This window comes from Lactobacillus sp. CA30L (genome assembly GCF_059900845.1).
In genome coordinates this window covers 46,083-71,071 of the sequence record NZ_JBWXGB010000005.1, presented here as the reverse complement: position 1 = coordinate 71,071, position 24,989 = coordinate 46,083, and the positions used below count along the sequence as shown (strand labels likewise).

Below are 24,989 nucleotides of genomic sequence, written 5' to 3'. Positions count from 1 at the left end.
GGGGGATGAGTTAGTGCCATTAACAGAACTTATTATTGATGGTTTTAAGTCATTTGCCGATAAAACAGAGATCAAGTTTAATACCGGAATTACGGGTGTAGTTGGGCCCAACGGCAGCGGCAAAAGCAATATCACCGAAGCTATTCGCTGGGTCATGGGCGAGTCGAGTGCCAAGTCGCTGCGCGGTTCGAATATGAAGGACGTTATTTTTGCGGGCAGCGAATTCCGCAAGGCGGCCAGTCACGCCGAAGTAACGATGATCTTTGCCAATGAGCACCGCGAACTCAATTTTGATGACGACCAGGTAATTATTACCCGGCGCATTTTGCGTTCCGGCGAAAGCGAGTACTTAATCAACAAGCACAGCGTGCGTCAGCGTGATGTTCGGGCCCTGTTTTTGGATTCGGGCATTTCGCAGGACAGCCTGGCGATTATTTCGCAGGGACGGGTTGACCAGATTCTGAATTCGCGGCCGGAGGACCGGCGGAGCCTGTTCGAGGAAGCGGCCGGAATCCTTCACTTTAAGAAGCAGAAGGAAGAAGCCAGCGCGCAGCTCGACCAGACGACCGACAACCTGATTCGCATCAATGACCTGGTCAAGGAACTGGAGCAGCGGGTTGAACCGCTGCACGAACAAAGTTCTCTGGCCAAGCAGCACCAATTTCAAAAGGAAGGACTGGATCGGGACCTGAAGACCCTTTTGGCCTTTGAAATTGCGGACCTGGACCAGCAGAAACAGAAGGTGCAGGAGCAGGCGGACCAGAATCAGGTTCTGCTTGAAAAGTTTGACCGGGAGGTCAAGGAATCACAGGATGCCGTTGCGGCCAAGCGTGACGAATACAAGCAGATCAGCACGGAGCGCGAGCAGGTCCAAAGCGACCTCTTGGCTTTGACCAAGAAACTGTCTGATTTTAACACCAGCCTGCAGGTGGCAGAGCAGAGCAAGCAGTACAGCGATGCAACGAAGAAGGAATACGAAGCCGAACTGGCCGACCTGCAGGAGCAGACTAAGCTGCTGACCAACGAATGCGCTAAGCTGGCCCAAGGTGAGGCTGAGCTGAAGCGTGACCAGGCCAAGCTCCAGGATAAGCGCAGGGAATTGACGAACCGTCTGGACACAAACCCGGAGCAGCTGAACCGGCAGCTTGAGGACCTACGTGCCAGCTACATTCAGCTGCTGCAGGACCAGACGTCTAACAATAACCAGGTGGTCTACCTCAAAGCGGAACTGAGCCGGACGGCTAACGACCGTGAATACCAAAAAGACGACGTGTCCGCTCAGCTGAAGAAGTCGAGCGGGGAACTGGACCGGCTGCGCGAGCGGGGCAAAACCCTCAAGCAAAAGTATCAGGCCGAGAAAAAGCGCTGGTCCGGCTTAACCGCAAAGCAGCAGGAGCAGCAGTCTGAATTGGCCGACCTGCGCAAACTGGTCAATGACAACAGCCGGCGCTACAGCCAGGTGCAGGCCCGCTATGAGGCGTTGGAAAATATCCGTAAGCGCCACGAGGGCTACTACTACGGGGTGAAAAACGTCCTCAACCACCTGGACCGCTATCCGGGCGTCATTGGAGCAGTGGGCGAACTGATCACTTTTCCAGTGCAGCTGGAGGCGGCGATGTCGACCGCGCTGGGCGGCGGCGTCCAGGACCTGGTCACAACGACGCGGGTTAGTGCACGGGACGCGATTAACCAGTTGAAGGCAGACCACGCTGGGCGGGCAACGTTTTTGCCGCTTGACGGTCTGCGTGAATACGTAATTCCGCCTTCAACGGTCAAGATTTTGGCTTCCTATCCGGGCTACCAGGGCATTGCCAGTGAACTGGTTGCGAGTTCGGCGAAAAGGGACATTAGTGCGGCCATCAATTACCTGCTGGGCAGCACGGTAATCGTCGACACGATTGATAATGCGATGAAGATTAGGCAGCGCATTGCCCGCTACCGCATCGTCACGCTGGACGGAGACGTGGTTGCGCCCGGCGGTTCGATGACCGGTGGGGCACGCAGCCAGAAGAACAACTCGCCCCTGCAGACGACCACCGAGCTTAATGAGCTGAAGAAGAATATTGTGCAGCTCAAGCAGCAGCTGGATCACGACCAGAGTCAGTTTGCTGCGTTAACGGCGGCCAGTGCAGACGTGGAGCAGAAGGTGGCGGATGCCCAGACCAGGACGCAGGAATACAGCCGCGACTTGGGTGAGGCGGTGCTTTCGTACCAAAACCAGGAGAAGGAAGTCAACCGCCTCAAGGCAGCCAGCAAGCTGTTTGTCCAGCGCAAGCAGGAACGTGCTGAGCAGGCCGAGGCAATCAAGGAAAAGATTAGGGCGGCTGAAGACAAGCAGCAAGCCTACGTAGAACAGATTGACCAGCAAAAGGCTGCGATTAACGCCGTCCAGGAGCAGATCAAGAATTTTACGGCAATCAACCAGCAGGTGCAGGAAAAATTGGCCGACCTCGATCCGCAAATTGCCGTCCTTACCAACAAGCTTGAGAACCTGGTCAACAAGAAGACGGAGAAGTCCCACAGCTTGAACCAGTCCCAAGAGCAGGTTAAGACCCTAACGGCCAAGCTAGCGGCACTTGAGCAGAACGGCAGCTTGGACCAGGAGAAGAAAAAGAAGCTGGCCGCTGATTTGAAGCGGGAAACGGAGCGCAAAAAGAAGCTGCAGGCCAAGCTGAATACTATGAGTGCACAATTGGGCAGGTATGATGCCAAAATCAACCAGCTTGATCAGGTTGCGAGTCGCAACTATGACCTGCGCAAGGGTGCAGCCGCCGAGCAGCAGGATTTTTCCGTTAAGATTGCCCAGTTGGCCAGCAAGATTGACCAGCGACTAGAGAAGCTCTCCAAGGATTACGCTTTGAGTTATGAGGCTGCCCTGAGCCAAGCTGAAGGCGAAAATAATGAGCAAACAAGGGCCAAATTGCAAAAGAGCGTTAAGCTCCACCAGTTGTCTCTAGCCGACATTGGACCGGTCAACCTGAAGGCGATTGAGGAGTACCAAGACGTTAAGTCGCGCTACGACTTCTTGACCGGCCAGCAGTCTGACCTGCTCAAGGGGCGCGACAACCTGCGCGAATCGATGGCTGAACTGGACGCCGAAGTCTGCAGCCGCTTTAACGAGACTTTTTGCGCGGTCGCCAAGAGCTTTACCGCGCTTTACCCGGTTGTCTTCGGCGGTGGCAGTGCCAAGCTGGTTTTGACTGCGCCCGACGACCTGTTGACGAGCGGGGTTGAGATTGTGGCGCAGCCGCCGGGTAAGAAGCAGCAGCGGTTGAGTCTGCTTTCCGGTGGTGAGCGCGCGCTGACGGCAATCACGCTGCTCTTTGCGCTGCTCAAGGTCAAGCCCGTGCCTTTTTGCATACTGGATGAGGTCGAAGCGGCGCTTGACGATGCCAACGTGACGCGCTTTGCCCAGTTTTTGGAGCGCTACGACATGCATACCCAGTTTATCGTGATCACGCACAGGCGTGGAACGATGGAACGGGCCGACCAACTGTACGGCGTCGTGATGCAGGAGTCCGGCGTTTCGCAGGTTTTGTCGGTTTCGTTAAGAGAATTAAAGGATGAGGTGAGCTGAGAGTGGGTTTATTTGATAAGATTAAGAAGTCATTGTTTGGCGACAATAGTGACCAGACAGAGCAAAAGAAGCAGGATGGCCAGGAAAAAGCGGCCGCTGATGAGATCGCCGCTGAAGGGGATGCTGCGTCCGCTTCAGCTGAAACGTCTGCGGTAAAAGCTGATGCGCCCGCTAAAGGGCAGGATGTTCCTGGGTCAGACGCGGGCGAAGGCGAAGCGGACACTGCCCTGGCAGTCGATGATGCGAAGGAAGCACCCGCAGGAGAAGCCGGGGATGCTGCACCGGAAAGCGATGATTCTGCACCGGCGGACGTGCAAAAAACCGCAGCAAGCGGTCCGGTTGACCAGACCGCACTCTATGAAAAGGGGCTGGAGAAGACCAACAAGGGCTTTGGTGCCCGGCTCAACCGTTTCTTTGCCCAATTCCGCGCGGTCGATGAGGATTTTTTTGATGATTTGGAAGAATTGCTGATTGAATCGGACGTGGGCTATGAGACCGCCGAGGAGCTGACAACCCAGCTGCGGGATGAGGCCAAATTGCAGAACGCTAAGTCGCGCGATGACTTGAAGAAGGTAATCGTCGAAAAGCTGGTCAACCTCTACGACCAAAATGGTGATTCCGCAAACGAGCATCTGCGCGCACACGCTGACGGCAAGCCCAACATCTACCTTTTTGTCGGCGTGAACGGTGCCGGCAAGACCACGACCATCGGCAAGTTAGCCAAGCGCTTCAAGGACGAAGGCAAGTCGGTTCTGCTGGCCGCTGCCGATACCTTCAGGGCCGGTGCGGTTGAGCAGCTGGTTGAGTGGGGCAAGCGCGTGGGTGTGCCTGTTGTGACCGGGCAGGACCAGGCCGACCCGGCCTCGGTGGTCTTTGATGCCACGAGCAGGGCGCTAGAAGATCACGCTGACTACCTGCTTGTGGATACGGCGGGCCGCCTGCAGAATAAGAAGAACCTGATGAGCGAGCTGGAAAAGATTGAGCGGACGATCAAGAAGCAGGCACCGGACGAGCCAACCGAGACCCTGCTAGTCCTGGACGGTTCAACGGGGCAAAACGCGCTGCTCCAGGCCAAGGACTTTGACAAGACAACGAAGCTGACCGGGCTCGTTCTGACCAAGTTGGACGGGACGTCCAAGGGTGGCGTCGTCTTAGCCATTCGCAATGAGATGAAGCTGCCGGTTAAACTGGTGGGTTTGGGTGAAAAGCCTAGCGATCTGGCTGACTTTGATGCCGCTGACTATGCCGTCGGTCTTTTTCATGACCTTGTTTAGTATAATTGTATTTAGTTTAAAGGAGTTTACACATGAAAGAATATAGTGCATGCACCACGATTTTAGTTGGAAAAAACGCCTCGGTTGACGGGTCAACGATGATTGCCCGCAACGACGACACCTTCCGCCCCATCACCCCGCAGAAGTTCATAATTGAACCGGCCACCAAGGGTGAAAAGGGCCGCAAGATCAAGTCCTGGCTGAACAAGTTCGCCATGGACCTGCCGGAAGATGCACAGGCGGTCCCAGCCGTTCCGAACGTTGACTACAAGCACCGCGGCTACTACGACGAAAGCGGCATCAACCAGGAGAACGTGGCGATGTCCTGCACCGAATCCACTTACGGCAACGAACGCGCACTGGCTTATGATCCGCTGGTCAAAGACGGCCTGGACGAGGACTGCATGCAGACCGTCGTTCTGCCGTACATCCACTCCGCCCGCGGCGGCGTCGAGTATCTGGGCAAGCTGATCAAGAAGTATGGTTCTCCTGCCGGCAACTCCGTTCTGTTTGGTGACAAGGACGAAATCTGGTACATGGAGATCGTCACGGGTCACCACTGGGTTGCACAGCGCATTCCGGATGATGCCTATGCTGTCGCAGCCAACCGGGTTTCAATCGAGCAGGTGGACTTCGATGATCCGGACAACTTCATGTGGAGCGAGGGCATCCAGGACTTTGTCTCCAGCCACCACCTGAACGTTGACCATGAGGGCTGGAACTTCCGCCATATTTTCGGCACTTACAGCCAGCAGGACCGCTTCTATAACACCAACCGGGTATGGTACGGCCAAAAGTACTTCAACCCGGAAATTGAGCAGGATCCAACCGACGGCGACCTGCCCTTCATTCGCCGTGCCGCCAAGAAGATCACGCGCGAGGACATCGAGTTTGTCCTCGGCAGTCACTACCAGAACACCCCGTATGATCCGTTTGGCCACGGTTCCGAAGAGGATAGGCACCGCTTCCGTCCAATTGGTTTGAACCGGACGCAGAACTCGCATATTTTGCAGATTAGGAACGACGTGCCTCAAGACCGCGCTGCCATCATGTGGGTCTGCATCGGCGGCCCGACCTTCACGCCGTTTGTGCCGTTCTTTGCCAACATGAGCGATACGGATCCGTCATACAACAACACGTCCCTGGACTACAACATGAAGGACGCCTGGTGGTACTACAAGTCGCTCGCCGTTCTGGTTGAAAGCCACTACCCGCAGTTTGTGCAGCTTGATACGGACTACCTGAATGAGTTGAACCAGTATTACCGTCGTCGCGTTCACGATGTAATTGACGGTGCAGAGGGCAAGACCGGTGCCGATCTGACCGCATACCTGACCAAGGAAAACCAGGAGACGGTTAAGTACACGCGCACACGCTCCGAAAAATTCTGGGGCCAGATGATGATCGAGTCGATCAAGATGTCGAAGTTGACGTTTAACATGGACGCCAACCTTTAGGGCAACAGCGCCAATTATCTCTTTAATTTAAAACGATTCAGCATGACTGAATCGTTTTTTGTTGCACTTAATTAAAAAAATATTAGTTTAACATTGAAATATTAATAAGATATTCTATAATTAAGAAAAGATTGTTTCGTTGTATTTTGCTGCAGCATCTGCACTATGGCTTGTAACGATAGGCAAGGGGCCTTCTAAAATAACGCAAGGAATGGAAAATTATGAAAAAATATTTTGACCGTGATTGTGGGCCTGGATACGCCCTTCAGCACGTGGACCTATTCGCAGATCTTTGCCATGGTTGAGGCCGCCGATAAAAGGCGGGTGGTGGTCGAAGTTAGTCTGATTGTCCTGGCTACCATTCTTTTGACGTTTGCTCGTTACCTGTATGAGCGGACCCTGAACCGGAACATCTACCTTTTTAACCGGAACGTGCGCAGCGACCTGCTCTCTTCCGACTTTGTCCGGCAGAAGGGATCGGTTTCCGACAAGCTGTCTTTTGTCACCAATGATTTAGAGCTGGTCGAGAATAATTACGTCAAGGAAATCTTTAAATTAATTACTAGTATTGTTAACCTGCTGCTTTGCCTGGTCATGGCTCTAAACGCCAACTTCCTGCTAACCTTGGTCTTCATGTGTTTCTCGGTTATTTCGGCAGTCGCTCCCAGGATTATGGCCAAGCGCGTCATGCTTAGTTCCAAGGCGTGGAGTGCCAGCGTGGGCAAGTACAAGGGTTTCATGTCGGACTACCTTAAGCACATCGACCTGATTCTGCACTACAACGCTATGCCCTTCTTTTTACTAAAGGGTAGGAAGGCTATTACCGCCACTGCCGCTGCTAAGCAAAAGCGGGAGAATACGATTGCTATGAGCAACTTGCTGGCTGGCATCTTGGCTTATGCCCTGTCGTACCTGCCCATCGGAATCGGTATTTTGTTTGTTCTAGATCACCGGTTGCCGCTTTCTTCCTTTATCATGGTCCAGTATTCCAGTACCTGGGTGGTCAACTCAATCTTAGCCATTAACCAGTCGATGACAACAATTAATTCGGCTAAGCCGCTTCTGGGCAAGCTGGAAAAGATTAAAAAGCTGCCCCAGTCTGAAGTAAGCGACCAGCTGACAACAATCGACTTCAAGGAGCTATATTTAGACAATGTGACCTTTGGCTATGCAGATAAACCCATTGTGCAAAACGCCAGCCTGACGGTTAGGCGCGGGGAGAAGATCCTTTTGACCGGGCGCAGCGGTCAGGGCAAGAGTACGCTGCTTAAGCTGATTGACCACGTCCTGCAGCCTAGCCGGGGTCGAGTCGAACTGATCCAGCCGGACGGCACGGCCATCGCCCCGCGCCCCGACTACTTCGGGGAGGTTAACCAGGATTCCAACATTTTTCACGATACCCTGCGCTTCAACCTGACGCTGGGACGGGATTTTTCTGAACAGGAACTAGCGCATGCCGTTCAAGAAGCGGGCCTGACACCGCTGGTCGAGAAGATTGGCCTGGACGCGGTCATCAAGGAAGACGGGACCAACCTGTCGGGCGGTGAAAAGAAGCGGATTGAATTGGCCCGGGCATTCCTGTATAACCGCAATTTCCTGCTGATTGACGAGGGTACCGCTTCATTAGATCCGCAAACCGCACACGAAATTCACGAATTAATTCTGGGTTCCGACCTGACCGTGGTCGAGATTGATCACCATATTCCGGAAGATTTGCAGAATGAGTTTACGCATGCGTATAAATTAGAAGATAAGCAGCTAATAAAGGTTAGTTAAACGTTGAAAGCGGTGGCAAGACTGCAGGAAAAAGTTGCCTGCCATCGTCAAACGCTGCTTTTTATAGGGGTTAAACATGGAATTAGGTTTAGATACATATAAAAAGCACGTGCAAGTCGCAGGCAGCCTGACGCTAGCACGCGTTGCACTCAACTCGGCGGGCGTTTGCAAAGTGCTGCACCTCGATGGCAGCGAATATACTGCCATTCCGAAGGACCGCACGGAGCGGTTCTTGGTGGGCGATTGGGTGGCAAGTTGACTTCGACCTCATTAATGAACGCCTGCCGCGTTACAGCACCTTGGGCCGCATAACAGGCGAAGAGTACCACGCCGTCGAAAAGGATACTGCCAGCAACCTCGACCAGCTATTCATTTGCATCTCGCTGAACAAGAATTTTAAGGATACGCGGATCAAGCGCTACCTTTACGCCTTCCAAAAAGATGAGGAATACCAAACGTCCCTAGTTTTGACCAAGGCGGACCTTAATCCGGCAAGCGGTGAATTGGCGGCTAGGCTTGCGGCGGAATTGGGCGTTGCCGTTTTTTGCACGTCAAGCGTCACGGGTGGGGGAATTGATGGGCTCAAGGCCAGCATCTTGCCTGGTCAAACGGTCTCGTTTTACGGCAATTCGGGCGTGGGCAAGTCGACACTGGTCAATGCGGTTGCGGGCGAAGAGGTAATGGCAACGAGCAGCATCAGTGCCAAGACCGACAAGGGCCGGCACACGACGACCTCTTCGCGGCTTATTCCGATTGCGCGCGGTGGCTTTGTCCTGATTGACACGCCCGGCATCAAGAGCGTGGGCGTCGGGACAAGCAACGCGGCCCAAGTTTTCCCCGTAATCGTTGAATTAGCCCAAAACTGCCGCTTCCGTGACTGCAGGCATAATAATGAGCCCGGGTGTGCCGTTCGTGCCGCCGTTGAGAACGGCCAGCTGGACGCGCGCGACTATGAACAATTCATCGAACTGCAGGCAGAAGGGAACAGGACTCAAGGATATCTGGACGTGAAGACGGCCAAAAAGCTGCGGCGCAAGGCGGAAGGCAAAAAAGAGGCAGTCAGTAAGCGCCGCTACCGCAAGCCCCCGATGTAGGCACAAAAAAGCCGTGAGCGTAATTTCTGCTCGCGGCTTTTTGAGTATTAAATTTACTGTTTGGTGATGATTGCCGAATGGCGGATTCCATACAGGTAGTAGATGAACAGTCCGATGATGGTCCAGCCCAGCATGTATTTTTTGGCTTGGCTATCAAGGCCCCAGAAGACCGCTAAAGAGCCCAGAAAGGCGAGACCGGGCAGAACCGGGTAAAGGGGCACCTTGAAGGCCGGGTCAGCGATGTCGAGCCCCTCACGCGGGCGCAATTTGTAGATGCCGATGGAAACAAACATGAATGCAATGAGCGTTCCTGCGGAAACAAGCTGGGTCAGAAACGAAAAGGGGATGAAGGCCGAGATCACAATCGCGATAATTGCGACGGTCCAAAGCGAGTTAGCCGGGCGGTGGTCTTTATTCAATTTTCCTAACGCCTTCGGCATCATGCCATCGCGGCCGAAGGAATAGACGAGGCGGGAACTGGCCATGGCAAGACCAATCAGCGCGGTGAACATGCCTAAGATGGCGATACCCTGAACGATGACGGCAATTTTGCCATAGCCCGTTTGTCTTAAGGCGTAGCCAACGGGTTCGGCCGAGTTCAGATACTGATGGTAGGGCACCATGCCGACCAGTACCAGGCTGACGGCAACGAACAGGACGACGGCAATCAGAAGGGAGCCGATAATGCCGCGGGGCATCGTCTTTTGCGGGTTGACCGCCTCCGCCGAATTAGACGCAATCGTATCAAAGCCCAAAAAGGAAATGTAGATCATCGAGACGCCGGCATAAATTCCCTGCCAACCACCGAAAGGTCCGTGTGGCGTTTGGCGGTAGTGGGGAATGAAGGGCAAGAAATTGGCCTTTCTTATTACGGTGAGGCCGACGACCACAAATAAGAGGATGGCCAATACCTTGACGACGACCAGGATGTTTTCGACGCGTGAAGCCTTGGAAACGCCAAAACTAACAAGAATGGCGGCGATTACGATGGCAATCAGCGCAACCAAGTCAAGGATGCCGCCGCTAACGCCGAGCGGGTTGGCCAGTGCACGCGGCAATTTCCAGCCCCAGGGCGCAATCAGGGCCCGCAGGTTGGCGGAAAGCCCCGAGCTGATGAAGGCCATTCCGATCAGGTACTCGGCCAGAAGGGCCCAGCCGGAGATCCAGCCCCAGAATTCGCCGAAGATGACGTTGATCCACGAGTAGACGGAGCCGGCAAACGGCATTGCCGCCGCCATCTCGGCGTAGGCGAAGGCAACAAGGCCGGCAACGATCGAAGCGATGATACAGGAGAGGGCAACGGCGGGCCCGGCGTGCAGTGCTGCCACCTCACCGGGCAAGGTGAAAATCGACGTTGACACGATTGTGCCCACCCCGAGGGCGAGAAAGTCCCGCACCTTGAGCGTCCGAACCAGCCGCCCGTCTTTTTGCTGGTAGATGCTGGGATCTTCTTTCCGGTTCATTGCTTTCCATAAATTCACGTAAAATATACTCCTTTGTTACTAAGATGGGCGCTAAAAGGCGGCAATCCGGAGCGCGGAGTAACCGTTAACGTGACTGGCATTGTGCGAAGTAGTCATGCTTTTAGTGACCCTTGCAGGATTAAATAAAAAGACGGCACTCAGGTCAAACTTTAAGCGCCGTAATTAAAATATTTTAACATTAATAACATCATTATATTAAAAATAATAAGTTGGTTGTTAAAAATAATCAATGGTAATCATACAGATATTCAGGCCAAAAAGCAAGATTTACGGAATTGGGGGGCCTAATCTTGGCTTTTTCAATCGTCAATAGCCGCTATTTTTGCTATACTGGTTCAAGGTGAAAGTTAATGAATGAACTCGAAAAAAATGAAGAATTAGGCGACCTGTACGCATATTACGGTGCTCTGTTCACCCAGAACCAGCAGGATTATTTTTCTGACTATTACTACAATGATCTTTCTTTGGGCGAGATTGCGGCTAACCACGGCGTGTCGCGCCAGGCGGTCTATGACAACCTGCGGCGCTGCCGCAAGCTTTTGGGCAATTATGAAGCTAAGCTGCACCTGAAGCGGGACTATGATGATATTGAGCAAGAATTAACGGGTATTTCTGGACTGCTAAAGCAGGGGAAACCAGAAAAAGCCAGACAAAGAATCGACGAATTATTGACGAAAATGAGGGGAGAGTAATTCATGGCTTTTGAAAATTTGAGTGAAAGAATTCAGAAGGCGCTGCGCAATTTAACGGGCAAGGGCAAAATTTCGGCGGAAGACATTAATGCTGCCAGCCGGGAGATCAGACTGGCTCTGCTTGAAGCCGACGTTAACTTCAAGGTGGTCAAGGACTTTATCAAGAAAATCAAGGAGGAGGCACTGGGCAAGGAGGTCCAGGAGAGTCTGAATCCGGGTCAACAGGTCATCAAGATTGTCAACGATGAATTGACCAAGATGATGGGCACGAGTGCCGCAACTTTGAACAAGTCGAAACACATCCCGACGGTTATCATGATGGTCGGCCTGCAGGGTACCGGTAAGACGACGACGGTCGGCAAGCTGGCCAGCCGCTTGATGAAGCAGGAAAAGGCACGGCCGCTCTTTATTGCCGGCGACGTCTACCGCCCCGCAGCCATTGACCAGCTCCAGCAGATTGGCGATGAGCTGCAGGTACCGGTATACAGCGAAAGGGACCAGAAGAACGTTGCGCAGATCGTTGAAAACGGCCTGAAGCAGGCCGCGCAAAATAAGAACGACTACGTTATCATCGATACCGCCGGCCGTTTGGAAATTGACGAACCGCTGATGGAAGAGCTGGAGCAGGTCAAGCAGGTAGCCCAGCCCGACAACATTCTGCTGGTCGTTGATGCGATGACCGGTCAGGCCGCTACGGACGTTGCCAAGGGCTTTGACAGCCGCCTGGACATTACCGGCATCATCCTGACCAAGCTCGACGGCGACACCCGTGGTGGTGCGGCCCTTTCGATCAGGGCCGTCACGGGCAAGCCGATCATCTACACCGGTCAGGGCGAAAAGCTGACCGACCTGGAGCCGTTTTACCCGGACCGGATGGCCTCAAGAATCCTCGGCATGGGCGACATGCTGACCCTGATTGAGAAGGCCCAGGAGGACTATGACGCCAAGAAGGCCGAGGAAGTTGCCGAAAAGATGAAGGAAAACACCTTCGATTTCAACGACTTTGTTGACCAACTGGACCAGGTTGAGAAGATGGGACCATTGGACCAGATCATGAAGATGATTCCGGGCATGGCCAACAACCCCCAGCTTAAGAACATTAATTTTGATAAAAGTCAGATTACGCACGTCAAGGCCATCGTTTCTTCCATGACCCCGCAGGAGCGCGAAAATCCGGAACTGCTCAACCCGAGTCGCAGAAGGAGGATTGCGGCGGGTTCCGGTCGACCGATTGTCGAGGTTAACCGCATGATTAAGCAGTTCAAGCAGGCCCGCGACATGATGAGCAAGATCACCAAGGGCAACTTCAAGGGCATGGACAAGCTGCCGGGAATGGACTCGCCGATGGCCAAGATGGCAATGCGCCACATGGGCAAGAAGTTTAAGAAAAACAAGAAAAAACGTCTGAAGGTCAAACGTTATCATTCATAATTAGCAGGCGTCTATGGTTGTTTTGCCTGTTAAGTAAAAACACTTTACACCCATCAAAAAAAGTGCTATATTAATGTTCGTAACTTTTAGGAGGAATTAATTATGTCAGTAAAAATTCGTATGCGCCGCATGGGTGCCAAGAGAAAGCCTTTCTACAGAATCGTTGTTGCGGACTCCAGAATGCCTCGTGACGGTCGTTTCATCGAAGAAGTTGGTTTCTACAACCCAGTTTCAGAACCAAAAGAACTGAAACTTGATGAAGAAAAGATTTTTGAATGGTTGAAGAAGGGCGCACAGCCTTCAGACACTGTTCGGTCACTGCTTTCAGGTGCCGGCTTAATGAAGAAGCTGCATGAATCAAAATTCACCAAATAATGAATTTGTCAGTTAAAAGTTTGGAGCCAGCTGCTTCAAACTTTTTTCTTTGTTGACTAGGAGAAAAAATGCAATTTTACGATGTTGCGCAAGTATTGACGACACATGGTCTGGCAGGTGAAGTGAAAGTCAAGGTAATCACGGACTTTCCCGCCGAGCGCTTTGCCCCGGGCAGCAAATTGGCGCTCAAGGGTAACGAGAGCCAGGTGCTGACGGTTAGCAGCAGTCGCCCCTTCAAGCAGTTTTGGCTGGTGCAGTTTGCCCAAATCACTGACATTAATGAAGCCGAGCGCATCAGGGGCAAGATCCTGGTCGTTAGTGAAGAGGACCAGCACGAATTGCCCGCGGGGGCGTATTACTACCGCGATATCATTGGCTGCACGGTGATTGACAACCAGACGGGGCATTTTTTTGGCACGATCACCAGCATCGAGTCTCCCGGAGCCAACGACGTCTGGGAAGTTACCGAGGAATCCGGCCGCACGTACCTGATTCCCTATATCGACCAGGTCGTGAAAAAAATTGACGTTGCCAATAAGAAGGTCTACGTTGAACTACTGGAGGGTTTGCGCGATGAAGATTAACGTTTTGACTCTCTTTCCGGACATGTTTACGCCCCTGACCACGTCGATGCTGGGGCGGGGCCTGGAAGACGGCAAGTGGCAGCTCAACCTGATCAACTTCCGTGACTTCACCACCGACGTGCACCACCACGTGGATGATTCGCCGTATGGCGGCGGTGCCGGCATGGTTTTGCAGGTCATGCCAATCAAGAAGGCCCTTGACACGGTGGCCGTTAAGGGCAAGGTGATCATCACCGCGCCGCAGGGGCAAACCTTCAACCAGAAGATGGCCCAGGAGTGGTCGCAGGAAGAAAACCTGACCTTCATTTGCGGACACTACGAGGGCTTTGACCAGCGGGTGTACGACCTGGCCGATGAGGTTGTTTCGATTGGCGACTACGTCCTGACCGGTGGTGAACTGCCGACCATGAGCATGATTGACGCAACGGTGCGTCTTCTTCCCGGCATCCTGGGCAACGCCGCGTCGCCCGTTGAGGAAAGCTTTGCCCACGGCCTGCTCGAGTACCCCCAGTACACCAGACCGGAAGACCTGGACGGGATGAAGGTGCCGGCGGTGCTCTTGTCCGGCAACCACCAGAAGATTGCCGCGTGGCGCCACAAGGAGGCGCTGCGTGCAACCTACCTGCACCGCCCTGACCTATTGGCAAAGTATGAATTGTCGAGCGCGGAGAAGAAGATGCTGGAAGAGGTCAAGCGTGAGGAGGACCGCGCTTGATTTCAGCGGATTTGTTTGCTAGAATAATCAAGGTGCAATTTTGTTTGCACTAATAATTAGGGGTGTTCCGCTGGGGCTAAAGAGCGCCCATGAATGCCGTAGAAGGAGAAAAAAATGGATCCATTAATTCAAGAATTGACCAAAGAACAATTGCGTGATGACATTCCTGATTTCCGCGCCGGTGACACTGTTCGTGTTCACGTCCGCGTTGTTGAAGGAACGCACGAGCGTATTCAGATGTATGAAGGCGTTGTTATCAAGAAGAAGGGTGCCGGTATTGGTGCTACTTACACTGTTCGTAAGATGGCCTCCGGTGTTGGCGTTGAGCGTACCTTCCCGGTTAACGACCCGCGTGTAGCGAAGGTTGAGGTGATGCGTCACGGTCGTGTACGTCGTGCCAAGCTCTACTACCTGCGTGATCGTCACGGCAAGGCTGCTAGAATTGCAGAAAAGCGCCGTTAATCCGCTTAAATTAAAGAGAACCATCCTGTTGCGGGGTGGTTCTCTTTTTTTGGCTATGGTAAAATCGATAGCAATATAATTTGTGGAGGAAACTACTATGGAAAACTTGTTTTTGGCGGACTTTGATGCTAGCCCGCGCGCCGTCATCGAACCCGACCACGAAAAGGCCGAAACGCACTACCACTTTCCGGCCAAGTTGCTGTTTGCCTTTATCACAAGCGATGCCATTGACGCTTTTTTGGCCCAGCACCCGCACCGCGTCCTCGGCCAGTTCGACTGCTTTGAGGGCTTGACGCCAATCTACGCGGTTGACTTGCCAAACGAAACGGTCACGTTCTGCCAGGCTAAATTGGGCGCCCCGGCAGCCGTACAGCTTTTGGACTGGCTGGTTGGCTACGGCGTTAGGCAGGTACTGGCAATCGGATCGGCCGGCGTTTTGGTCGACCTGCCCGAAAACTACTTCTTGGTGCCAACGAGGGCAATTCGCGACGAGGGGACGTCCATGCACTATGCGCCAGCGCAGAATTTCATTGACCTGCGGTCGTCCTTTTTGACGCGCGTGGAAAAATTGATGGGTACGAACGGAGTGCGGGTCAAGGAGGTCACGACCTGGACTACCGATGGCTTCTTCCGGGAAACGCCGCAAAAGGCCCAGCAGTTTAAGGCCCTGGGCGCGTCCTGCGTGGAGATGGAATGCGCGGCACTGGCGGCTTGTGCACAATTCCGCGGCGTTGATTTTGCCCAGGTTTTGTTTACGGCGGACTCGCTCAGTGACCTGGACCAGCATGCAGGACGGGGCTGGGGCAGGGACGCACACGAAGAGGCACTTGACCTTGCAGCCCAGATTCTGGATAACCCCTAGTCCCAACTTTGTGAAAAGCAGCAGCCATGAAACGACCGTGGAACGGATGGAAATTTCACAAGCAAAAACAATAATGCTGGTTTGACAGGCTTTATTGTTTTAAACCAGGCCCAGTATTTGTGAAGCGTGATTATACAGTAGATGTGGAAAGTCCCGCATCCCGCTTTTGGCAGGTGGTAGGCGGCGCCTGCCCCTTCATCAGCCGTCCCGCATGCGTTTCTTGCGTCCTTTAAATCAACTAAAAATTGAGGTTGAGCCCAATCAGCAGGATGGTCAGGAAGAAGCGGACGAGCCAGTGGCTCCAGTCAACCCGATGGTGGAGTGCCATGCCGTTGACCGCGGCGACAATTAAAAGGGCGAGCAGGAAACCCGTAACGATTGTGGGCCGGTCCGTTAGCCCGGCAAGGACGACGCCAGCGCCCAGCAGAAAATTGGCTGCAACGAGCCAGACGGGCAAAGTTTTGTGGGCTGCCAGCGCCGCCAAACCCATGATGCCGCCGTATAAAATGGTTAAGAAACAGGTTAAGTAATTCATTGATTTTTCTCCTTTGCAAAATTAAAGCACCAGCTGCACCCCGACGTCAAGGCGGCGCCGCCGCTAACGGACAGGCAAGAGGGGGCAGCGCACGATTTCTTCTGCAACAAAAAAGCCGTCCGGCCAACCCCTGAATTGTGGAATTCATGAGTTGGCAAAACGGCTGTATTGAAGGGCAAGAGCCCGTTTGCCCGAATAGATTGGGAGAAACAACTCGGGCAGTAGCAGCTAGAAAATATTGCTGCGGTAAAGGCCGACTACCTTGCCCAGAATCTGCACGTTCTCCAGAATGATCGGTGCCATCGTGTCGTTTTCCGGCTGCAGGCGGAAGTGATCCTTTTCCCTGTAGAAACGCTTGACGGTGGCCTCGTTCTCATCGGTCATGGCGACAACAATTTCACCGTTGGTCGCGGTGCTCTGCTTGCGTACGATAACATTGTCGCCGTTCAGAATACCGGCATTGATCATGCTCTCGCCGTGTACCCGCAGCATGAACAGGTCGCCCGCATCGTTGGCAAGGTCGGGCGGCAGCGGGAAGTAGTCTTCAATGTCCTCCACCGCCAAAATGGGCTGACCGGCCGTGACGACCCCGACAACGGGAATTTCGGTTGGCTTGAGCCCAAGCAGCTTCTTGCCCTCGTCGGTTATTTCCAGTGCGCGCGGTTTCGTTGCGTCCTTAATGATCAGGCCCTTGCGTTCCATTCGGGAGAGGTGGCCGTGAACGGTCGAAGTGGACGACAAGTCAACCGCGTGGCAGATTTCGCGGACGGTGGGCGGGAACCCCCGCTTTTGGACGGTATCATAGATGTAGCGTAGAATTTGCACTTGCTTATTATCCTGAATGTTGGTCATAATTTTGCTCCCTTGCACTTGACAAACTGTTGATAAGCATATTTTAGCAAATATCTGGCATAAGCGCAAACAAACGTTCTAAGAAATTAAACTTTTTTTATTGGACGAAATAAGGTAGACTTTTTAGGATAAGGGGTGTAAATAATGACTGAAGACGAAGAAAAAAAGTTGATCAACCGCATCAACGAACTGTACCATAAGAAAAAGACCGTCGGACTGAGCGTTGAGGAGGAAGATGAGCGTAAAGAGTTACACCAAAAGTTCATCAAGAACTTCCGCGCGGGCTTTAAGCGGGACGTTGAAAACCTGGTTCTGATTGATAAAAACGGACGTGAGGTAACGTCTGAAAAGGCCAAACGGGCCCAACGGGAAAAAGGTTTAAGAAAAGATTAACGTTTATCTTTAATTTTACTTAATTTTTAGGTAAGATATAACTATTGGACAAATTGAGGTGAACATTTTATGAATATGGGATTAGCAGTCTTTTTAATTGTAATAGCACTGTTGCTGGGCCTAATTGGCGGTTTTTACGGTGCAAGAGCATACATGAAGAAGTATTTTAAGGATAATCCACCAATCAATGAAGACATGATTGTTGCCATGATGTCACAGATGGGCCAAAAACCTTCGGCCAAGAAGGTTAACCAGGTGATGAACATGATGAAGCACCAAAAATAATGGTCTTGCACGATTGAGAATAAAGGCGGAGGATTGTCTCCGCCTTTTTATTTATGGAAGATAGATGAGCTATGAAAATATTTTTTAAACTAGGCTGGTTTTTTAAAAAAGAAAAGAAGCGCTACCTGATTGGCATTGCCTTTTTGGCCTTGACCTCGGTAGTCAACCTGGTGCCGCCCCGCATTCTGGGGCTAATGGCCGACCAGTTGGAACTGGGCCACATCAGCTGGCAGGAGTATGGCCTGTTGATCCTGGCAATAATCCTGGCGGCGCTCCTGCTCTATGGCTTCCGTTACTTTTGGCGCCGGCAGATCTGGGGCGGTTCCGCGGAACTGGAATTGCAGTTGCGCTCGAAATTGTTTGCCCACTTTATGGAAATGGACCGCACCTTTTACCAGCGGCACCGGACCGGGGACCTCATGGCCCATGCAACCAATGACGTTTCCGCCGTTCAAGAAGTTGCCGGTGAGGGTGTTTTGACCCTGGTTGACTCGCTGATCATGAGCGTCTCGACGATGGTTGCCATGATTATCTTTGTCGACTGGCGCCTGACGGTCGTGGCGCTTTTGCCGCTGCCGTTTCTGGCCTGGGGGGCGTGGAAACTGGGCGACCAGCTCCATGATGCCTTCGACAAGTCGCAGGCAGCCTTTTCGCGTCTGAACAACAAGACGCAGGAATCCGTTTCGGGGATTAAGGTGCTCAAGACTTTTGGCCAGGGTCAAGACGACACTGCAGCCTTCGATAAGATGATCGATGATACGATCACGATCAACAAGCGCGTCTTCAAGTGGGATGCGCTATTTGACCCGCTGGGAACGATTCTCATCGGTCTGACCTACACAATCACGATTATTTACGGTGGTCTGCTCGTCAGCAGCAAGGTTCTAACAATTGGCCAGCTGGTTTCCTTTATTGCCTACATCGGCAACATGGTGTGGCCGATGTTTGCGATTGGCTACCTCTTTAACATTTTGGAGCGGGGCAGCGCCAGCTACGACCGTATTGAAAAGCTGCTCGACGAGAAGCCGGCAATTACCGATCAAAATGCCGACGAAAGTTTAGGTGCCGGCGACATTGCGGGCGACCTGAAGTTTCAGGTTAAGTCATTTGCCTACCCCGATGAGCCGCAGATTACGGTCCTGAAAAACGTTGACTTTACGCTGAAAACGGGGCAAACGCTTGGGCTTGTCGGCAAGGTGGGAGCGGGCAAGACCACGATAATTCAGCTGCTTCTGCGTGAGTTTGACTGCTACGACGGCCAAATAACGCTGAATGGCCATGACATCCGCGAGATCCCGCTGAACGTGCTGCTGCGCCAGATTGCATACGTGCCGCAGGACAACTACCTGTTTTCAACCAGCATTCAAAAGAACATTGCGTTCGCCGATGCCAACACGGGTACGGACGCAATTGTTGCGGCCGCTAAAAAGAGCGACCTGCACAATGACATCCTGCAAATGCCGGGCGGCTACAACACGCTAGTCGGGGAGAACGGCGTCTCGCTGTCCGGTGGCCAAAAACAGCGGATGTCGATTGCGCGCGCCCTGCTGAAGAGCAGTCAGATACTGGTTTTAGACGATGCGTTGTCGGCGGTTGACGCTAGAACAGAGCAGGCAATCCTGCACTCGCTGCGTAGAGAGCGTGCGGGCAAGACCACGCTGATTGCAACGCACAGGCTGACGTCGGTGATGAACGCCGACCTGATACTGGTGCTGAAAAACGGCCGCATTGTTGAGCGCGGGACCCACGACCAGCTGCTGCTTGAACGGGGCTGGTATGCCGACATGTGGCAGAGACAGGAAATAGAAGAAAAGGTGGGCGAATAATATGGATGAACAGAACATGAACCAATCCGTTTGGTCCCAAGAAATCCCGGTCAAAGAGCAGCTCGGCATCTTTAAGCGCCTTTTGGGTTTTGTGCTGCACTTCAAAAACGAGATGATTGTTGCGGGCATTGGCGCCTTTTTAGTCAGTGTCATTAACATGCTGCTGCCTTACGGTTTGCAGTACTTCCTGGATAATTATCTTGTCAAGGCCGATGTGACTACGCAGGTAATCATATTTGCGGGGCTGCTTTACGCGCTGGGTTCAGTGATCAAGGGCGTTTTACAGTTCACGTACGAGTACTTCTTTGCCCTGGGTTCGGAAAAATCGCTGGAGGGCCTGCGGGCCGCGCTCTATGAGAAGCTGCACACGCTGGGCATGCGCTACTTTGACCAGACGCCGGCCGGTTCAATCGTGTCGCGGGTGACCAATGACACGATGACCCTGAGCAACTTTCTAACGGTTTTATCCAGTGTCGTTATATCCTTCTTTTCTATCATCTCGGCGATGGTCGCAATGTTTACGACCAACTTCTGGGCCGGGGTAATCGTGCTGGCCTTTCTGCCGTTTCTCCTGCTCATTATCTGGGCATATTCAAGGCGCTCCTCTAAGCTCTACCGCAACTACCGGGAGCGGCTCAGCCGGATCAACACGAACCTGAACGAATCAATTGAGGGCGTTTCCCTGATCCAGCAGTTCAAGCAGGAAGAGCGCATGACCGGCAACTTTGAGCGGGAAAACTCGGCCCTGATGAAGACCCGCTTCAACATGATCAACCTGAACTCGCTTTTGCTGTCGCCGCTGACCAGCCTGCTTTATTCGCTGGCCCTGGCCCTGACGCTGATGTACTTCGGCTTTCCGCTGCGCTCAACGTTCGTGCCCGCCGGCGTCGTTTACGCCTTTTCGCAGTATATTTCACAGTTTTTTAACCCCATTTCCAACATGATGGACCAGATGACGTTCTTCCAGGACGGCATTGTTGCGGGCAAGCGCATCTTCCGGATACTGGACAACACCGACTATGAACCCGCACAGGATGCCCAGAAGGGACTAACGATTGCCCGGGGCAAGATCGAGTTTAAGCACGTCAGCTTCTCGTATGACGGCCAAAACGAGATTCTGCACGACATCTCCTTTACCGTCAACCCGGGTGAAACGCTTGGAATTGTTGGTCATACGGGCTCGGGCAAGAGCTCAATCATCAACGTGATGATGCGCTTTTACGAGTTCTACCAGGGGCAGGTTTTAATCGACGGCGTTGACATTAAAAAATACCCGAAGGCCGAATTGCGCAAAAAAATGGGGCTGGTGCTGCAGGAACCGTTCATGTTTTACGGTGACATCAACTCTAACATTAGGCTCTATAACCAAAATATTTCCGATGAGCAGATTGAAGATGCTGCTAAAACGGTTCAGGCCGATCGCTTCATTGCCAACTTGCCGGGCAAATACCACGCCCAGGTCGGCGAGGGGGGCAGCGAATTTAGTCAGGGCCAGCGGCAGCTGATTTCGTTTGCCCGAACACTGGTTACTGATCCCAAGATTTTGGTTTTGGATGAGGCCACCGCAAGCGTGGACACCGAGACCGAAACGTTGATCCAGCAGGGCTTAAGGCGCCTGCGTCAGGGGCGGACGACCCTGGCGATTGCTCACCGTTTATCGACCATCGTTGATGCTGACCAAATTATCGTCCTCGACAACGGGCGCATCGTTGAGCGGGGCACGCACGAAGAACTGTTAAACCATAAGAGTTATTACTATAACCTGTATACTCTGCAAAACGGCCAGAAGTAGTCTTTGACAATTTGTGAAAAGTATTTTTTGAAAGCGCTATTGATAACGGTTACATAAAGTAGTAGATTATAAATATAGTTTTGTCTGAATTTGTGAATTTTGATAAATAAGAAGGAGACTACTATGGAATACCATAAGATTAATCAAACCGACCGTGACAATTTGCGGAAATTTATTTCCGATCCGGAGCGCTTTGTTACTTCCCCTAATGCGCACTGGGACCACGATCAATTTGGAACTTTTAAGGCAATGCCGGATTTGGTTATTCAACCGATCACTAACGAAGAGGTAATGCACGTCGTTAAGTACGCAAGTGACAATCATATTCCGCTGGTGCCGCGCGGCAACTCAACCGGGTTGATGGGTGCGAACCTGACCGTTGAGGGGGGTATTTCACTTGATATGATTAAGATGAACAAGGTTTTGGAATATAGTCCGGAAAGCCTGACCATGACCATTCAGGCCGGCATGAGACTCAACGACCTTGACGCATACCTGGAAGACAAGCCGTTTGCTTACATGCCCGCTCCTGCCATGCACTGGGCAACGATTGGCGGCAACACGGCAACGAACGCCGGTGGGCTAAAGGCAATCAAGTATGGCGTTACGCGTGAGCACATCCGTGAAGTGAAGGTTGTTTTGACTAACGGCAAGATGTACAAATTCGGTTCAAAGGCCGTTAAGTCGTCCTCAGGCTACTCGCTCAGGGACCTCGTTGTTGGTGCTGAAGGTACCCTTGGCGTCATTACCGAAATCACCATCCGGCTTTACCCCAAACCGCGCAAGTCAATCAATGCGGTTATTCCATTCCCGACGCTGAATGATGCCATCCGCTCCGTCCCGGCAATTTTGGCTTCCGGGGTGGTGCCGACGACCGTTGAATTCATGGGACGCAAGGTCATTGACTTGTGGGAAAAATTCGCCAAAACCGAATTCCCGATCAAAGCCGGCAACGGCTTCATCATTATCGGCATCGACTCCTTCACTGAGGACGAGTGGCGCGCTGAACTGGAGCAGACGCTTGAAGCCGTTAAAAAGTTTAAGGCCGGCAAGGCAATCGTCATGAGTGCCGACTCGGAAGAGGCCAAGACGGTCTGGAAGTGTCGCGAAGAGCTGCTATTGGCAATCCAGAGTTCGACGCCAAAGATGGACGAAATCGACGTGTGCGTGCCGATTAATCACATTCCGGTAGTCCTGGATCGGATTGAAGAACTGGAGAAGGAACTGAACATCAGAATCCCTAACTTCGGCCACGCCGGTGACGGGAACCTGCACATTTACCTCTGCTCGGACGACATGAGCGATGAAGAATATGCCAAGACCAGCGACAAAGTTATTTCTGAATTGTACAAGACCGCCAAGAATCTGAACGGCAACATGTCGGGTGAACACGGCATTGGCTACGCCCGCGCAAACTACTACGAGGACTTCTATGGTCACGACTACACCGAGCTGCTTAGGAGCGTCAAGAAGCTGTTTGATCCAAACTACATACTCAACCCGGACAAGATTTTTAAGAAATAAGTTTGCTTCTAACCAAAAAGAGCATGAATTGGCTTCATGCTCTTTTTTTGTTTAATCAAGACTAGTTAGTAACCATGTAGTTTCTGGTCAGCGGCAGGTTTTGGCCCGACGGACCCTTGCTCAAAAGGTACTGGACAACGTCGATGTTGCCCGATTCAAAGGATGCGGCGCACGCCTGCAGGTAGAGGTCCCACATGCGCGTGAACCGTTCACCCATCTTCTTTTGAATCGTGGACCGGGCCCGGATAAAGTTTTGGTCCCAGATTTCAATCGTCCGTTGGTAGTGGCGCCGCAGCATCTCCACGTCGTCTACCTGGAGGCTGCTGGCTACGATGTGCTCGATGTTTTCGCTTAATCCCGGGATGTAGCCGCCCGGGAAGATGTACTTGTCGAGCCAGGCGTTGGTGGCGCCGCCCTGCTGGCGGGTAATGCCGTGGATTAGTGCAATACCGTCTTTTTTGAGGTACCTGGCAACGTCTTGGAAGTATTGGCCCAGGTTCTCCTTGCCGACGTGTTCAAACATGCCGACCGAAGTGATGTAGTCCCACTCGTCTTCACCCAGTTCGCGGTAGTCCTCAAGCTTTACCTCGGCTACATCCTGCAGGTTTTGATCGTAGATTTTCTTTTGCACCAGCTTGTACTGCTCCTCGCTCAGGGTCACGCCGGTCACCCTGAGGCCGTATTCCTTGGCGGCAGTCAGCATCAGCGTGCCCCAGCCGCAGCCGATGTCAAGCAGCGTCTTGCCCTTTTGCGGGTGCAGCTTATCGAGTATGTGGTGAATCTTGGCGTGCTGCGCCTTTTCCAGGTCATCGTGGTTGTCATCGGCAAAATACGCGCAGGAATAGGTGAGGGTAGGGTCAAGCCATAATTTATAAAAGTCGTTGCCGATGTCATAGTGGCTCTGCACGTCCTGCTCACTCTGCTTTTCGGTGTGCTTGTCGTGCGGCAGGAACCTGCGGAACTTTTTGGAACGCAAAAAGCTGCTGCTGCTTTCGTAGGCACCGCAAATCAACCGCTGCAAGCTGCCCTTGACCTCAATGCGCTTGTCCATGTAGGCCTCGCCTAGTGTCAGCGCTGCATTGTTCAGAATGGACGCAATCGGTATCTTCTCGTTAAAAATGATTTCGATGTTGGGGCTGCCGTTTCCGTATACCTCGCTCTTGCCATCCCAGTAGGTTACCCTCACGGGGAAAGGGAACGAGTTGCTCAACATCCGTTTATAAAAAGTCTTCTCTAACAATTGACTAACCCCTCCATAATAAATAATGAATATTAGTTATTCTAACACCAGAAAAAAAGATTGCAGCCTATGGGGCTTCAATCTCGTTTAATCCTTTATTGGGCATGGTAGTGAAAGGCCGGATTTTGTTCCTGATCAAGTCGGGCCCAGGCCTCCTTCATCTGCTGGTCAACCACTTCTTCGTTGTCATGGGTCAGCTTCATTTTGCGGTCAACGCGGATGGGCTCGCCGAAACAGACTTCAAGCGGTCTCCTCTTTAAGAGCCCCGTGAAGGTCAGTGGCCCCTGGTAGACAACCGGCACGATTGGCTTGCCGGAAAGCTTGGCAATCGCGATGGTGCCGCCCTTTAATTCCTCAGAGTGCCGGGTCCCGGAAGGAAAGATAATCAGCGAATAATTCCCCTTCTTCAAACCGCTGATGGGAATTTTCAACGCTGATGGACCGGGATGTGCACGGTCCACGGGGAAGGCGTGTGCATGCCTCAGGATAAAGCGCAGCAGTGGATTCTTAAACAATTCGACTTTGGCCATGAACATGAATTCCTTGGGACTGCCAGCGAGGGCAAACAGGATGGGCTCCCACCACGTGCGGTGCGGTGCCGCCAGGATATAGTTGCCGTCAGGGATGCGCTCGCGGTGATTAACGTGCAGGTGCCCGTTGATTAGCCACACGATGAAGCGGGCAACCGGGCGAATAAAGTGGTAAAACATAATCTCCTCCAATTGTTGTAAAATATTATAACAGAGCCTGAGGAGAGGA

General features: G+C 52.6%; 23 protein-coding genes. 18 read left to right on the top strand and 5 right to left on the bottom strand.

Annotated elements, in window-relative coordinates:
* The first annotated feature begins 13 nt into the window (after positions 1–13).
* The 6 genes from smc (at position 14) to rsgA (ending at position 9,178) form a co-directional block, all read left to right on the top strand.
* A complete protein-coding gene (gene smc / locus AC2JF8_RS06895; protein ID WP_500762299.1) occupies positions 14–3,577 on the top strand; it encodes a chromosome segregation protein SMC in 3,564 nt (1,187 codons plus the stop codon).
* A gap of 2 nt (positions 3,578–3,579) precedes the next feature.
* Entirely contained in the window at positions 3,580–4,851 is a 1,272-nt protein-coding gene (gene ftsY, locus AC2JF8_RS06890; RefSeq protein ID WP_500762297.1) for a signal recognition particle-docking protein FtsY, read from the top strand.
* 32 nt (positions 4,852–4,883) lie between these two features.
* Positions 4,884–6,308, top strand: a complete 1,425-nt coding sequence (locus AC2JF8_RS06885; RefSeq protein WP_500728970.1) for a C69 family dipeptidase — start codon at positions 4,884–4,886, stop codon at positions 6,306–6,308.
* Between the two features lie 240 nt (positions 6,309–6,548).
* Positions 6,549–8,084: an ATP-binding cassette domain-containing protein gene (locus AC2JF8_RS06880; protein ID WP_500762445.1), complete on the top strand. Its 1,536-nt coding sequence runs from the start codon at positions 6,549–6,551 to the stop codon at positions 8,082–8,084.
* 76 nt (positions 8,085–8,160) lie between these two features.
* Complete coding sequence (locus tag AC2JF8_RS06875) at positions 8,161–8,343, top strand: hypothetical protein (RefSeq protein ID WP_500762295.1); 183 nt, start codon at positions 8,161–8,163, stop codon at positions 8,341–8,343.
* Positions 8,270–9,178, top strand: a complete 909-nt coding sequence (rsgA, locus tag AC2JF8_RS06870; RefSeq protein ID WP_500762293.1) for a ribosome small subunit-dependent GTPase A — start codon at positions 8,270–8,272, stop codon at positions 9,176–9,178. Before AC2JF8_RS06875 ends, rsgA begins: the two co-directional genes overlap by 74 nt.
* Positions 9,179–9,231: 53 nt before the next feature.
* On the opposite strand, the gene AC2JF8_RS06865 is transcribed toward rsgA, so the two are convergent.
* Positions 9,232–10,659 carry an APC family permease gene (locus AC2JF8_RS06865; RefSeq protein WP_500728968.1) on the bottom strand — a complete coding sequence of 476 codons (1,428 nt, stop codon included), beginning with the start codon at positions 10,657–10,659 and terminating at the stop codon, positions 9,232–9,234.
* A gap of 353 nt (positions 10,660–11,012) precedes the next feature.
* On the opposite strand from AC2JF8_RS06865, the gene ylxM reads away from it, so the two are divergent.
* The 7 genes from ylxM to AC2JF8_RS06830 all read left to right on the top strand — a co-directional run bounded on the left by ylxM (position 11,013) and on the right by AC2JF8_RS06830 (position 15,783).
* Positions 11,013–11,354, top strand: a complete 342-nt coding sequence (gene ylxM, locus AC2JF8_RS06860) for a YlxM family DNA-binding protein (protein WP_500728967.1) — start codon at positions 11,013–11,015, stop codon at positions 11,352–11,354.
* 3 nt (positions 11,355–11,357) lie between these two features.
* Complete coding sequence (gene ffh / locus AC2JF8_RS06855) at positions 11,358–12,785, top strand: signal recognition particle protein (protein ID WP_500728966.1); 1,428 nt, start codon at positions 11,358–11,360, stop codon at positions 12,783–12,785.
* A gap of 102 nt (positions 12,786–12,887) precedes the next feature.
* Positions 12,888–13,160, top strand: a complete 273-nt coding sequence (gene rpsP, locus AC2JF8_RS06850) for a 30S ribosomal protein S16 (RefSeq protein ID WP_500728965.1) — start codon at positions 12,888–12,890, stop codon at positions 13,158–13,160.
* Positions 13,161–13,228: 68 nt separating this feature from the next.
* Entirely contained in the window at positions 13,229–13,744 is a 516-nt protein-coding gene (gene rimM, locus AC2JF8_RS06845; RefSeq protein ID WP_500762291.1) for a ribosome maturation factor RimM, read from the top strand.
* Complete coding sequence (trmD, locus tag AC2JF8_RS06840; protein ID WP_500762289.1) at positions 13,734–14,459, top strand: tRNA (guanosine(37)-N1)-methyltransferase TrmD; 726 nt, start codon at positions 13,734–13,736, stop codon at positions 14,457–14,459. Before rimM ends, trmD begins: the two co-directional genes overlap by 11 nt.
* Positions 14,460–14,573: 114 nt before the next feature.
* Positions 14,574–14,921: a 50S ribosomal protein L19 gene (rplS, locus tag AC2JF8_RS06835; RefSeq protein ID WP_500762287.1), complete on the top strand. Its 348-nt coding sequence runs from the start codon at positions 14,574–14,576 to the stop codon at positions 14,919–14,921.
* Positions 14,922–15,018: 97 nt separating this feature from the next.
* Complete coding sequence (locus tag AC2JF8_RS06830; RefSeq protein WP_500762284.1) at positions 15,019–15,783, top strand: nucleoside phosphorylase; 765 nt, start codon at positions 15,019–15,021, stop codon at positions 15,781–15,783.
* A 238-nt stretch (positions 15,784–16,021) separates the two neighbouring features.
* Here the strand turns inward: AC2JF8_RS06830 and AC2JF8_RS06825 are convergent, their stop codons facing one another.
* Together AC2JF8_RS06825 and lexA are read right to left on the bottom strand one after the other, a co-directional pair.
* The gene (locus tag AC2JF8_RS06825; RefSeq protein WP_500728960.1) at positions 16,022–16,318 is read right to left on the bottom strand and encodes a hypothetical protein; all 297 of its coding nucleotides are present in this window, start codon (positions 16,316–16,318) and stop codon (positions 16,022–16,024) included.
* A gap of 228 nt (positions 16,319–16,546) precedes the next feature.
* The gene (gene lexA / locus AC2JF8_RS06820; protein ID WP_500728959.1) at positions 16,547–17,170 is read right to left on the bottom strand and encodes a transcriptional repressor LexA; all 624 of its coding nucleotides are present in this window, start codon (positions 17,168–17,170) and stop codon (positions 16,547–16,549) included.
* A gap of 144 nt (positions 17,171–17,314) precedes the next feature.
* Here lexA and AC2JF8_RS06815 point away from each other — a divergent pair, with 144 nt between their 5' ends.
* The 5 genes from AC2JF8_RS06815 to AC2JF8_RS06795 all read left to right on the top strand — a co-directional run bounded on the left by AC2JF8_RS06815 (position 17,315) and on the right by AC2JF8_RS06795 (position 22,990).
* A complete protein-coding gene (locus tag AC2JF8_RS06815; protein ID WP_500762281.1) occupies positions 17,315–17,563 on the top strand; it encodes a DUF896 domain-containing protein in 249 nt (82 codons plus the stop codon).
* A gap of 69 nt (positions 17,564–17,632) precedes the next feature.
* Entirely contained in the window at positions 17,633–17,848 is a 216-nt protein-coding gene (locus tag AC2JF8_RS06810; protein WP_500728957.1) for a YneF family protein, read from the top strand.
* 71 nt (positions 17,849–17,919) lie between these two features.
* Positions 17,920–19,674: an ABC transporter ATP-binding protein gene (locus AC2JF8_RS06805; RefSeq protein WP_500762279.1), complete on the top strand. Its 1,755-nt coding sequence runs from the start codon at positions 17,920–17,922 to the stop codon at positions 19,672–19,674.
* A 1-nt stretch (position 19,675) separates the two neighbouring features.
* On the top strand, positions 19,676–21,466 hold the full coding sequence (locus AC2JF8_RS06800; RefSeq protein WP_500762277.1) for an ABC transporter ATP-binding protein: 1,791 nt from the start codon (positions 19,676–19,678) through the stop codon (positions 21,464–21,466).
* 123 nt (positions 21,467–21,589) lie between these two features.
* Positions 21,590–22,990: an FAD-binding oxidoreductase gene (locus AC2JF8_RS06795; RefSeq protein WP_500728953.1), complete on the top strand. Its 1,401-nt coding sequence runs from the start codon at positions 21,590–21,592 to the stop codon at positions 22,988–22,990.
* Positions 22,991–23,051: 61 nt separating this feature from the next.
* Here AC2JF8_RS06795 and AC2JF8_RS06790 read toward each other — a convergent pair whose 3' ends face one another.
* Entirely contained in the window at positions 23,052–24,230 is a 1,179-nt protein-coding gene (locus tag AC2JF8_RS06790) for a class I SAM-dependent methyltransferase (RefSeq protein WP_500728951.1), read from the bottom strand.
* A 95-nt stretch (positions 24,231–24,325) separates the two neighbouring features.
* Positions 24,326–24,940, bottom strand: coding sequence for a lysophospholipid acyltransferase family protein (locus AC2JF8_RS06785; protein ID WP_500762275.1), 615 nt, complete (start codon positions 24,938–24,940; stop codon positions 24,326–24,328).
* Between the last annotated feature and the right edge of the window lie 49 nt (positions 24,941–24,989).